Origin of the sequence: Aurantiacibacter sediminis (genome assembly GCF_016019885.1) — a bacterium.
Classification (GTDB): domain Bacteria; phylum Pseudomonadota; class Alphaproteobacteria; order Sphingomonadales; family Sphingomonadaceae; genus Alteraurantiacibacter; species Alteraurantiacibacter sediminis.
On sequence record NZ_JAEANY010000004.1, the window covers coordinates 46,276 to 58,021 of the forward strand.

Consider the following 11,746-nt stretch of genomic DNA (forward strand, 5'->3'; position numbering starts at 1 on the left):
TAGAACCCATGCAACTTGCCCCCTGCGCCAGCATAGGCTAGAGGCGCGCCAATTCGCAGGTGCAGCATTGTTCGCCGCCTGCCCGTACACAGGAAAATTGCACAATGTCCGCGCCCCTACGCAACGTGGCGATCATCGCCCACGTCGACCACGGCAAGACCACCCTTGTCGATCAGCTCTTCCGCCAGTCCGGCACTTTCCGCGAAAACCAGCGCGTGGAAGAACGGGCGATGGACAGCAATGAGCTGGAACAGGAACGCGGAATCACTATTCTCGCTAAGCCGACCAGTGTCGAATGGAAGCCGGAGGGCGGCCAGCATTCCTATCGCATCAACATCGTCGACACGCCGGGCCACGCCGATTTCGGCGCCGAGGTGGAGCGTATCTTGAGCATGGTCGACGGCGTGATCTTGCTGGTGGACGCTGCCGAGGGCCCAATGCCGCAGACCAAGTTCGTGACCGGCAAGGCGCTGGGCCTTGGCCTGAAGCCTATCGTGGTCGTTAACAAGATCGACCGTCAGGATGCGCGCGCCAGCGAAGTTCTCGACGAAGTCTTCGACCTCTTCGTCAATCTCGATGCGAATGACGAGCAGCTCGATTTCCCCGTGCTCTACGCGTCGGGTCGCAATGGCTATGCCAGCGAAGACCCTGAAGCACGCGAAGGCGACCTGCTGCCGCTCTTCAATCTCATCGTGAGCCACGTGCCCGAGCCCGATCTCGATCCCGATGGCGAGTTCGCCATGCTGGCGACGCTGCTCGATCGCGATGCCTTCCTCGGCCGTATTCTGACTGGCCGCATCGAAAGCGGGCGCCTGGAAACCGGCATGCCGATCCACGCGCTCGACGTGAATGGCAAAGTCGTCGAAGTGGGCCGCGCTACGAAGGTGTTCGCGTATAACGGTTTGGAGCGTGAGCCTGTCCTGCACGCCAAGGCGGGCGATATCGTCGCCATTGCAGGCCTCACCGATGCCACCGTGTCGAACACGCTCGCCAGCCCAAGCGTCTCGGTTCCGATCCACGCGCAGGAAATCGATCCGCCAACGCTCAGCATGACCTTCGCCGTCAACGATAGCCCCTATGCGGGCCGCGAAGGCGACAAGGTGCAGAGCCGCGTGATCCGTGACCGCCTGGAGCGTGAAGCCGAAGGCAATGTCGCCATCCGCATTACCGAAAGCGCCGGCAAGGATGCGTTCGAAGTCGCAGGCCGCGGCGAATTGCAGCTCGGCGTCCTCATCGAGACCATGCGCCGCGAAGGCTTCGAACTCTCGATCAGTCGCCCTCGCGTTCTCTATCGCGAGGAAAATGGCGAGCGGATGGAGCCATATGAAACCGTTGTCGTCGATGTGGACGATGAATTCTCCGGCACCGTGGTTGAGAAGATGGCGAAGCGTAAGGCCGAAATGACTGAAATGCGCCCCAGCGGCGGCGGCAAGACGCGCCTTACCTTCGTCGCGCCGTCACGCGGCCTGATCGGCTATCACGGCGAATTCCTGTCCGACACGCGCGGCACAGGCATCATGAACCGCCTCTTCGACAGCTATGGCCCTTACAAGGGAAAGATCGAAGGTCGCCAGAATGGCGTGCTGATCAGCATGGAACAAGGCGAGGCTATGGCCTATGCGCTAAATACGATTGAAGAGCGCGGTGTGCTGTTCGTTTCACCGGGTGAGAAGCTCTATCAGGGCATGATCATCGGCGAGAATGCCAAGACAGATGACCTTGAGGTCAACCCGCTCAAGTCGAAGCAGCTCACCAACTTCCGCGCCAGCGGCAAGGATGAAGGCATCCGCCTCACCCCGCCGCGCAAGATGACGCTGGAACAGGCGATCGCTTACATCGGTGATGACGAGATCGTGGAAGTAACGCCGGAAAATATCCGCCTGCGCAAGCTCCACCTTGACCCGCACGAACGCAAGCGCGCCAAGCGGGCCGCTGCGGACTAATTGAACCTAGCGAAGCTAGCTGACGCGAAGGGGGCTTCAGCCTCTTCGCGTCAGAACCGCGTGGTGAACTCCACCAGCGATTGTGGCATGTGGTTGAGCGCCCAGATTTCGATCATTTTGTCGACGCCTGTCAGCACCATGACGCCGACAGCCAGGACTGCGCCGCCGAATATGGGCTTTGAATATTTGGCGAGCGATTGCAGTGATTTGCTGCGCTGTCCGAGCGCTTTGCGCGATCCGTAGGCGAAGGCGAGAATTGAGGTCGCCACGCCAAGGCCGAAGACGAGGAAAATGCCGAATGCGTTGAGTAGGTTTTCGCCCTGCGCCGCAGCGGCAATGGCGATCCCCAATGTGGGCCCGACGCACGGGGCCCAGACGAGGCCGAGCAGACCGCCGACCACGAATTGGCCGACAGCGCCTTCGCCGCTGGTTCGGCCGAGCATATGCTGGCCTGCATTCGTGACGGGTGCTGCCGCAGCAGCGAGCGCCATTTGCGCGCGTGGCATGAGCATCACCCCGCCCGCCACGATCAGCAGCCAGCCAGCAACCGTGCGAATGATCCGCTCATCAATACCGACCGAAAAGCCGAAAGCGAGGACAAGCAGGCCGAATACAGAAAAGCTCAGCACCAAGCCAGCGGCCAGTGCCAACGGCCCCATTTTGCTTTTGCCCAAAGCCGTGGCGATGATGATCGGCACGAGCGGGAGGACGCACGGATTGAGGATCGTCATCAGACCCGCGAGGAATGCGAGGGCGATGCTGCTGATCATGGTGCTGAGCTCCGTTTGAACGCTTGCGTGAGCGCGTCAGATATTGCCGAGCACGAAGGAGCGCAGGCGATTGCGATTGGTTTCGGCAATCGAACGCGCAGCTTCTTCGCGGCCGTTGAAAATCAGAATGGTGGACTGGCGCGGAATGCGGTGCGCGCGAAGAAATGCGCGATCGCTATCGTAATCGACGCGGACGAATAGAGCATCGGCAAGTCGCGGATCATTGCGCAGCTCATTCAGGATAGGTTGCTGGGCTCGGCATGTCGGGCACCATTCGGCATGAACGTCGACGATGATGATACGGCCCTCTTCTTGCGCAGCGCGGAAGCTGCTGGCTGAGTATTCGACCAGGCTGGCCTGCGCAGAAGCGGCGACCGGGATCGCGGCGAACAGCGCGGCGATGGCAAGAAACAGGGTTTTGAATTTGGACACGATGAAAAACCTTTCAAAGGGAAGTGCAGTGCCATGCCCTTCGCCGCGCCGAGACAGACGGTTACGTGTTGCGCAAAAAATTCTGTCGCCCGGCTTTTTTGCGAGCGCGGTGTTCGCCCCCTCGTATTCTGCCCGGCACTCGCCTAAAGCCAGCTGCAATGGACACAACCGATCTTCGCGTTGCGCTGTTCAGCGGCAATTACAATTATGTCCGCGATGGGGCGAACCAGGCGCTCAATCGTCTGACCGATTACCTCCTGCGCCAGGGGGCATCGGTGCGCATCTATTCACCCAAGGTCGATGAGCCCGCATTCGAGCCCGCAGGCGATCTGGTGGGCGTTCCCAATGTCCCCATTCCCGGGCGCGGTGAGTATCGCATACCTTTGGGCTTCAACGCCGATGTGAAGCGGGATCTCGCCGAGTTCCGCCCAAATATCGTGCACGTCTCCTCGCCAGACTTCACCGGGCATGCCGCCGTGCGCTGGGCGAAGTCTCGCGGGCTGCCCATCCTCGCCAGCGTCCACACCCGGTTCGAGACTTATCCGCGCTATTACGGTCTCGCTTTCCTCGAGCCTTTAGCGGTTTCTATTCTGAAGCGTTTTTATAATCGCTGCGATGCGCTGGTCGCGCCATCGCAAAGCATGGCGGATGTGCTCGAAGAACAGGGCATGGGCGATGACATCTCGATCTGGGCGCGCGGGGTGGACCGCGACATTTTCGATCCGTCGCGCCGCGATATGGAATGGCGCCGCGCTGAGGGCATTGGTGATGAGGATGTTGCGATCGGCTTCCTTGGACGGCTGGTGCTGGAAAAAGGCCTCGACGTTTTCACCGAAACGACGGACCTGCTGAAGGCGCGCGGCGTACCGCACAAAGTGCTGGTGGTGGGTGAAGGCCCGGCAAAGGGATTCTTTGCGGAACACTGCCCCGATGCAGCTTTCGTCGGTTTTCAGAAGGGAGCGGACCTTGGCCGCGCCGTCGCCAGCATGGATATGCTGCTCAATCCGTCGATCACGGAGACATTCGGCAATGTGACGCTGGAAGCCATGGCGAGCGGCATCCCTGTAGTTGCCGCGCGCGCGACGGGCAGCACCAGCCTCGTCAAGGATGGCGTGACCGGGCGGCTTGTTGAGCCAGGAAAGGCCGAGCTGTTTGCCGATGCTGTCGAGGCTTACATTCGCGATGCTGCCCTGCGCGAAGCTCACGGGCGCGCGGGCGAAATGCGCAGCCGCGAGTATTCATGGGATGCGATCAATTCGGCGGTTGCCGACGCCTATCTCCGCCTTGTTTCAGAGCATGGCGGAGCGAAACAGGCGGTGTCAGCTTAACACGCCTTTCGCCGCCATCGCGCGCGAATAGATAATCAGTAAAATGAGCACCGCGCAGATGATAGCGGTAAAGATCCACGTGAACGCGGTGTTGAGCTCTGCCGGCATGTCCGCCGTACTTTGGTAGATGGTCGACACTGCGAGCCCCGCCAAGGAAATGGCGAAGGCATGCAACGCAAACCGGCTGCGAAACAGAAGCAGCAAAGACCCGAAAAATCCGCCCCAGACACCAAATGCCCAGGCGGCATCAGCCCAAGCCGGAAACGTCGTGAAATAATCGAGAATGACCTGTAGCGAGACACCTGCCTGATCGGCTGCAGCCTGCAGATATTCTTCATGGCGCAGCTGCGTCATCGTGTAATCCACCGCCCCGCCTGAATGCCAAAGCAGCGTGACGATTCCCACGACCCAAAGGTGCCAAGGCGTGGCTGCACGTTCAATCGACATGAAAAAACCCTCCCCCGAGAAATCCCGGAGGAGGGTTATCAGCAATTAGTCGTTTGGCAAAATCGCCGGGGCGCTAGAGCCGTTCAATCTTGCGCGCCAAAGCATCAATCAGATCGATGACCTGCTCTTTCTGCACATCCTTCAAATCGCCCCGCGCTGCCTTGTTGGTCAGCACAGTGGCGAGATTGCCGAGCGAACGGAACACGTCTGATGATCCCGCTGCGGGCTTCGCACGCTCTGCCTTGCGACCGAGGCGTTCCCACAGTTCATCGACTTCATCACCGCGATCTTGCAACTCATCGATGCCGGATGCAGTCGCTTGATAGAGCTTGCGCGAATCTTCGCTTTCCTGCTCTTCGATCATGCCTTCATCGCTGAGCATCTGCAGCGTCGGATAGATCGTGCCGGGGCTTGGCGAATAGGCACCGCCGGTCATTTCTTCCAGCGACTTGATCAACTCATATCCGTGACGCGGCTCTTCGGCGAGCATGGCCAGCAACACCAGCCGCAATTCTCCGGGGCCGAACATGCGCTCACGCTTGCGCGGCGATCCACCACGGCGCGGCCCCCGGCCACGGTTGCGATTGTTGTTCATGGCAAACAGGCCACCGGGTCCGAAAATCCCGCTCGCGCTGAAGGGGCCATTATCGCCGAACGGGCCATTGCGGCCAAAGACACCGTCCGGGCCGAAGATGTCTTCCGTGTTGAACTCGCGTTTGAATTCCCGTTTGAACTGGCGCTTGAACTCGGCGCGGTTCCTGTTGCGTCGTCCGGCGCGGGTCGTGTATTCCTCATCTTCGATATCGACATCAACGTCGACATCGAAGTCCTCACCTTCCGGATGATCTTCGATTTCGACTTCGACATGCACGTCAAAATCCGCACCTTCGGGCGGGGTTTCGCCTTCTACCGGCTCGAGATCTTCTTCCTCGATAACTTCCTCTTTAGGCTTTGTGGTGCGGCGTGTGGTCGCCTTGCGATTTACCGTCGCCTTGCGTGGTTTACGCGGCCTGCCAGCCGCCTCTTTCTTCTTGGCCATGGCCAGAACTCCATTTCTCGTCCCAGCCTTAAGATATATCTTAGAGCTATCGTAACAAGAGGCTTTCGCATCAATTGGGCAAAATTTTTTCAAGCTGCTGTCCATCCGCCGCGGCCTGAGGCAGAGAGAAGCCATGGCTGACCTGTTTGGCGATGACGCTCCCCCAGGTGATACACCAGACGAAGCGGCAGAAGATGCGCCGCTCGCCGATCGGCTGCGTCCACGCTCGCTGGCAGAAGTCATCGGGCAAGATCATGTTACCGGCCCCGAAGGTGCAATCGGCCGGATGATTGCCGCAGGCCGCCTGTCCAGCCTGATCCTGTGGGGGCCGCCGGGGACAGGCAAGACCAGCATAGCCCGGCTTCTCGCTGCGGAGGTTGGCATGCGATACGAGGCGGTGAGCGCGGTTTTCTCCGGCGTTGCCGATCTCAAGAAAGCCTTTGCAGCAGCCGAGAAAGCCAAGAAAGCAGGCCAGCGCACGCTGCTGTTCGTGGACGAAATCCACCGGTTCAATCGCGCGCAGCAAGATGGCTTTTTGCCCTTCGTCGAGCGGGGCGTCGTAACACTGGTCGGCGCGACGACTGAGAACCCCAGTTTCGAACTCAACGCCGCTCTGCTCAGCCGCGCGCAGGTCCTGATCCTGCATCGCCTCGATGCGGAGGCTTTGGGCAAATTGCTGGATCGGGCGGAGGAGTTGGAAGGCCCCCTCCCACTGACGGATGAGGCGCGCGACGCATTGGTTGCGAGCGCCGATGGGGACGGCCGCTTCCTGCTCAACCAGGCCGAAACACTTTACAATGCAGCGATCGACCAGCCGCTCAATCCCGCTGCACTCGGCCAGTTCCTGCAGCGCCGTGTCGCTGTTTACGACAAGGATCGGGAAGGGCACTACAACCTGATCTCTGCCCTGCACAAAGCGGTGCGCGGGTCTGATCCGCAGGCATCGCTCTATTACATGGCGCGGATGCTGGTGGCGGGGGAGGAGCCACTGTTCCTCGCGCGGCGGCTGATCCGCATGGCGGTGGAAGATATCGGCATGGCCGATCCTGCCGCCCTCCCCCAGTGTGTCGCTGCGCGCGATGCCTATCAGTTTCTCGGCTCGCCGGAAGGTGAGCTGGCACTCGTTCAGGCCTGCCTCTACCTCGCCACCGCGCCCAAATCGAATGCAGTCTACAAGGCTCAGAAAGCGGCGTGGCGGAGCGCGAAGGAAACCGGCAGCCTGATGCCCCCGATGAATATCGTCAACGCGCCGACCAAACTGATGAAGGATGCCGGATACGGCAAGGGCTATTCCTACGATCACGATGCGGATGAAGGCTTTTCCGGGGACAATTACTGGCCGGATGAGATGGAGCCGCAGGAGTTCTACCAACCCGTCCAGCGCGGGTTCGAGCGTAAGGTGCAGGAGCGGCTCGACTATTGGGCGAAGCTGAGAGGCGAGCGTGGCGGTTAGGCAGTTCGAGCATTTCATCGCCGTGGATTGGTCCGGCGCGAAAGGCGCGCGGCACAAGGCGATCACGATGGCTGTAGCGCATGCCGGCGGCGGGCCGCCAGTGCTGGTGGAGCGCGATGCCGGCTGGACCAGAGGCGAGGTGCGCGATGTGCTGGCGGAAAGCTTGCCGGACAACTCGCTTGTCGGCCTCGACCTCGGCATTGCCCTCCCCTTCGCGGATGAAGGCGCTTATTTCCCCGGCTGGGACCGGTCACCACCCGATGCGAAAACGCTTTGGGCGCTAATCGAAGCCATCTGCGTGGGCGACGAGCATCTTTCCGTCGGAAGCTTTGTCGATCACGCGGAAGCCTCGCACTATTTCCGCCGCCACGGAGGACGCGAAGGATCGCGCTTCGGTGCTGGCGGGGCAACGGGCGGCCGGGGTCGTTTGCGCATCACTGAGCGCGCGCAGGAAGAGATGGGATGCAAACCCTACTCCAACTTCAACCTTGTGGGCGCGGCACAGGTTGGAAAATCGAGCCTCACCGGCATGCGCGTGCTTCACGCCTTGCGCGGCAAATTGCGGGTCTGGCCCATCGATCCGCTTCCCCACAACGGATCGGTTGCCGTCGAGATCTACACCGCACTCGCATCCATGGCCGCCGGACGCTCGGCCTCACGCAGCAAGATACGCACTTACGAGGAATTGGACGAGGCGCTGGGCAATCTTGGCAGCGAGACTTTGCGTAAAACCGGGCCAGTCGACGATCATTCAAGCGATGCGATTGTCACCGCCGCGTGGCTCCGCAATGCGGCCCGGGATGACGCGCTTTGGTCACCACAAGCGCTGACACCGCAAATTGCTAAAACTGAGGGGTGGACCTTCGGCGTCGCTTGAGGCAAAGGCGCGCATTCTTGATTGCCCTACCGCTTCGCTGCTTGAGGACATGAGATTTTCTCGCCCTTAAGTAGCGAAGCAGTAGGGCAGACAGAAAAGCCCTAAAGCAGCGGAGCGGTAGGGCAGACAAAGTGTGCCGGCTTAGCTCAGTTGGTAGAGCAGTTGATTTGTAATCATCAGGTCAGGGGTTCGACTCCTCTAGCCGGCACCACCCTCCATCGAACTGATTAGCGGCTGTTGACCGCTTCGAAATAGCTGAGCGGAACCTCTACCGTGAAAGGCCCGCCACGACTGCCGACAATGCGGATCGGAAACATACCATCGCGCGCGGCTTCGCTCACCTGTTCCGGCGTCGGCAGGACCCGGAAGACTTCCATGAAAATGCAATCGGCAGACCCGGCGCGCTGGCAGCCCGAATCATCCTGTAGGATGACAATGGTCTGCAACTCTTCGCCACCAGCCGTCGTCGCGCGGTCAAAGCCGATGTAATTGCCACTATAAGCCACGATGAAGCTTACAAAAGCATCGCCAGGATCGCTGCGCAGACCCCAGCGGGTGACGATTGCGCTACTCTCAATAGTGGACCCGTCGATGGCAAAGCTGACTTCGGGCGCGGCATATTCGACCATGCCCTGCGCCTTGTCATTGTGGACATTCAGCATGACGCCGTTGGAGGCAGTGACCGAGCCTTCAGTCGTTTGCGCCAAAGCTGGCTGGGCCATGCTCAAAAGCGCTATACCTATGAGTGCCAATAGCTTTTTCATCGAAAACCCCGCTTAATCCCTAGGCGCGACTATGCCGCCGCACGCTATGAAGGCAAGCGAATAGCCGAGCTTTTGGAAGAAGACGTGGGTGGACCGGTCGCTTATCGACCAACCGCCACATAGGTGAAGCCATTCGCCTCGACATCCTTGCGGCTGTAGAGATTGCGCAAATCGACCATCACAGGCGCTGCCATCAGATCCTTCACCTTGGCAAGATCGAGCGCGCGGAATGGCTTCCACTCGGTAATGATCACCAGCCCATCGGCGCCTTCCATGGCGGAATAGGCGTCCTCGCAATAGGTGATGGCATCAGCGCCGAGCCCGTCAATCTTCTGCGCCTGCTCCATGCCTTCCGGATCGTATGCGCGCACGGTTGCGCCCGCGGCAGTGAGCGCGCGGACGATGTCGATTGAAGGCGAATCGCGCATGTCGTCAGTGTCCGCCTTGAACGTCAGGCCGAGCACGGCGACGGTCTTGCCAGCCGCATCGCCTGAAAGCGCATCGATCACTTTGCCGCCCATCGCGGCCTTGCGATCATCGTTGGATTTGACGACCGCTTCGACGATCGCCTGCTGAGCGTCGAATTGTTCGGCCGTCTTCAGCAGCGCGAGCGTATCCTTGGGGAAGCACGATCCGCCATAGCCGGGACCCGGCATCAGGAAGCGACTGCCAATGCGGCTGTCGGTGCCGATTCCGTGCGCAACATCGCGCACATCCGCGCCCACTTTCTCGCACAGATCGGCCATTTCGTTGATGAAGCTGATCTTGGTAGCGAGAAAAGCATTGGCGGCATATTTGGTGAGCTCAGCCGCGCGGCGGTTCATGACAATCAGCAAAGCGCCATTGCTGGTGAGCGGGCGGTAGATCGCTTCCATCACCTCTTTCGCATGGTCATCGTTCACGCCGACAACGATGCGATCGGGCTTGGCGAAATCGTCAATCGCTGCACCTTCGCGCAGGAATTCAGGGTTCGATGCGACCGAGAACTTAAGGTCCGGCGCGGTCTTGGCGATGATCTTTTCGACTTCATCGCCTGTTCCCACCGGCACGGTCGATTTATCGACCACCACCGCGCCATCGCGCAGCAGCGGAGCCATTTCTTCAGCAGCGGCGTAGACATAAGACAGGTCCGCATGGCCATCGCCGCGGCGCGTTGGTGTGCCCACTGCGATGAAGACCGCATCCGCTTCCGGCAGTACTTCGGCTATGTCGAGAGTGAAGGACAGCCGGCCTGCGGCGACATTATTGGCGACCAACTCATCAAGCCCCGGCTCGAAAATTGGGATTTCGCCATTAAGCAATGCGTCGATCTTGGACTGATCTTTATCGACACAGGTCACCGTGTGGCCGAAATCGGCAAAACACGCGCCAGAAACCAGGCCGACATAGCCAGTGCCAATCATCACGATACGCATGCGAAATCCTTGTCTTTTCGAAAATTACCGGCCCGGATTGATGGGCCTGCCATTTGCGCGCCTCCCTATCCACGCAAGCGGATTAAGGCAAGGCAGCGCTCTGCGACGGCCTGAAACTCAGCCGCGGCCACGATAGGGTGCAACGCCTTGATCCGGCAGCCAAAGCCCTTCCGGCGGCGCGCCAGATTGCCAGAACACGTCGATCGGAATGCCGCCGCGCGGATACCAATAACCGCCTATGCGCAGCCATTTGGGTTGCATCTCGGTGAAAAGCCGCTTGCCGATGCCAACCGTTACATCTTCGTGAAAGCCATTGTGATTGCGGAATGATCCGAGGAAGAGCTTCAGGCTTTTGGATTCCACGATCGTTTCGCCCGGTGCATAATCGATCACCAAGTGAGCGAAATCGGGCGCGCTGGTGACCGGGCATAGGGAGGTAAATTCAGGCGCGGCGAAGCGAACCAGAAAAAGCTCTCCAGCACGCGGATTGGGCACGTAATCGAGCTTCGCTTCATCGGGGCTTGCCGGAAGCGCGCTCTGCTGGCCAAGAAATTTGGGCTGACCTGACGGGTTTGCATCTGATGTATCAGTCATGCCCGCCCCAATGACGCGAAGCGGCGCTTGGCACAAGCATGCTTTGCAAGCAGAGATGCCGGGCCTACTATCCTTTGCCATGAGTGATGGGGCCATCAGCAATGGGAGCAGTGAACAGCCGGCGGACGATGATGTCGATAATGAGGCTGAGGGCCATGCCCCGGCATCTTTGTCGCTGCGCCTCGTCCCGCAGCGGCTGACGCTTAGCGCTACAAAGCTTGTTCTCAATTGGCGGCTTCACCTGCGCAATGATGGCGATGTCCATATCGTGGGTCTGCGCATCTGGAGCGATATGACCACCGCCCGGCGTAGCAAGCTTTCGGCAGAGGAAGCCGGTAGGCCCGATATGCGCCGAGCTCACTTGCGCAGGTCGGCGATGATTGCACCGGGCGGCGAAGATGAGTGCCTCGGCGAATGGCAGATGCCGCGGGACGACGCGCATTTGGTGAAATACGGATCCGTGCGCGATGTCAGCAAACCGCGCGTTTTGCCGTTGGGCCGGTTCCGCCTGGTCGGTGCGGGGATCGAACCGCTCTATGTCGCATTTGCGATCGGCACCGCAGAAGCTGACGCTACCATGCCAGAGCCATTGCTATTCGATGACCGGATGCAGATTTTCGCCAATCTGGTCGCCAGCCAGCTCGCATAGCGTTTACGTCCGGCATGCGAGCCTCTACGCCCAAG

General features: G+C 60.1%; 12 protein-coding genes and 1 tRNA gene. 6 read left to right on the forward strand and 7 right to left on the reverse strand.

Features of this window, described 5'->3' with window-relative positions; genetic code table 11:
- Positions 1-104 precede the first annotated feature (104 nt).
- Entirely contained in the window at positions 105-1,943 is a 1,839-nt protein-coding gene (typA, locus tag I5L03_RS11695; protein ID WP_197921977.1) for a translational GTPase TypA, read from the forward strand.
- A 50-nt stretch (positions 1,944-1,993) separates the two neighbouring features.
- Here the strand turns inward: typA and I5L03_RS11700 are convergent, their stop codons facing one another.
- Positions 1,994-2,713 (reverse strand): cytochrome c biogenesis CcdA family protein, encoded by a 720-nt coding sequence (locus I5L03_RS11700; RefSeq protein WP_197921978.1) that lies wholly within the window; start codon positions 2,711-2,713, stop codon positions 1,994-1,996.
- A 36-nt stretch (positions 2,714-2,749) separates the two neighbouring features.
- Positions 2,750-3,145 carry a thioredoxin family protein gene (locus tag I5L03_RS11705; protein ID WP_197921979.1) on the reverse strand — a complete coding sequence of 132 codons (396 nt, stop codon included), beginning with the start codon at positions 3,143-3,145 and terminating at the stop codon, positions 2,750-2,752.
- A gap of 158 nt (positions 3,146-3,303) precedes the next feature.
- On the opposite strand from I5L03_RS11705, the gene I5L03_RS11710 reads away from it, so the two are divergent.
- A complete protein-coding gene (locus I5L03_RS11710) occupies positions 3,304-4,473 on the forward strand; it encodes a glycosyltransferase family 4 protein (protein WP_197921980.1) in 1,170 nt (389 codons plus the stop codon).
- Here the strand turns inward: I5L03_RS11710 and I5L03_RS11715 are convergent.
- Positions 4,465-4,920, reverse strand: a complete 456-nt coding sequence (locus tag I5L03_RS11715; RefSeq protein WP_197921981.1) for a hypothetical protein — start codon at positions 4,918-4,920, stop codon at positions 4,465-4,467. The two genes, I5L03_RS11710 and I5L03_RS11715, sit on opposite strands and share 9 nt — an antisense overlap.
- A gap of 73 nt (positions 4,921-4,993) precedes the next feature.
- Positions 4,994-5,959: a PadR family transcriptional regulator gene (locus I5L03_RS11720; RefSeq protein WP_197921982.1), complete on the reverse strand. Its 966-nt coding sequence runs from the start codon at positions 5,957-5,959 to the stop codon at positions 4,994-4,996.
- Positions 5,960-6,092: 133 nt separating this feature from the next.
- On the opposite strand from I5L03_RS11720, the gene I5L03_RS11725 reads away from it, so the two are divergent.
- From I5L03_RS11725 to I5L03_RS11735, 3 genes are all read left to right on the forward strand, one after another.
- Positions 6,093-7,412 carry a replication-associated recombination protein A gene (locus I5L03_RS11725; RefSeq protein ID WP_197921983.1) on the forward strand — a complete coding sequence of 440 codons (1,320 nt, stop codon included), beginning with the start codon at positions 6,093-6,095 and terminating at the stop codon, positions 7,410-7,412.
- The gene (locus I5L03_RS11730; protein ID WP_197921984.1) at positions 7,402-8,289 is read left to right on the forward strand and encodes a hypothetical protein; all 888 of its coding nucleotides are present in this window, start codon (positions 7,402-7,404) and stop codon (positions 8,287-8,289) included. The genes I5L03_RS11725 and I5L03_RS11730 overlap by 11 nt, the downstream gene beginning before the upstream one ends.
- Positions 8,290-8,424: 135 nt before the next feature.
- Positions 8,425-8,500, forward strand: a tRNA-Thr gene (locus tag I5L03_RS11735).
- Between the two features lie 16 nt (positions 8,501-8,516).
- On the opposite strand, the gene I5L03_RS11740 is transcribed toward I5L03_RS11735, so the two are convergent.
- From I5L03_RS11740 to queF, 3 genes are all read right to left on the reverse strand, one after another.
- Positions 8,517-9,011 carry a hypothetical protein gene (locus tag I5L03_RS11740; protein ID WP_197921985.1) on the reverse strand — a complete coding sequence of 165 codons (495 nt, stop codon included), beginning with the start codon at positions 9,009-9,011 and terminating at the stop codon, positions 8,517-8,519.
- A gap of 143 nt (positions 9,012-9,154) precedes the next feature.
- Positions 9,155-10,468: a UDP-glucose dehydrogenase family protein gene (locus tag I5L03_RS11745; protein WP_197921986.1), complete on the reverse strand. Its 1,314-nt coding sequence runs from the start codon at positions 10,466-10,468 to the stop codon at positions 9,155-9,157.
- A gap of 117 nt (positions 10,469-10,585) precedes the next feature.
- Positions 10,586-11,062, reverse strand: a complete 477-nt coding sequence (gene queF / locus I5L03_RS11750; protein WP_197921987.1) for a preQ(1) synthase — start codon at positions 11,060-11,062, stop codon at positions 10,586-10,588.
- A gap of 79 nt (positions 11,063-11,141) precedes the next feature.
- Here queF and I5L03_RS11755 point away from each other — a divergent pair, with 79 nt between their 5' ends.
- Positions 11,142-11,711 carry a hypothetical protein gene (locus I5L03_RS11755; RefSeq protein WP_197921988.1) on the forward strand — a complete coding sequence of 190 codons (570 nt, stop codon included), beginning with the start codon at positions 11,142-11,144 and terminating at the stop codon, positions 11,709-11,711.
- Positions 11,712-11,746: the final 35 nt, after the last annotated feature.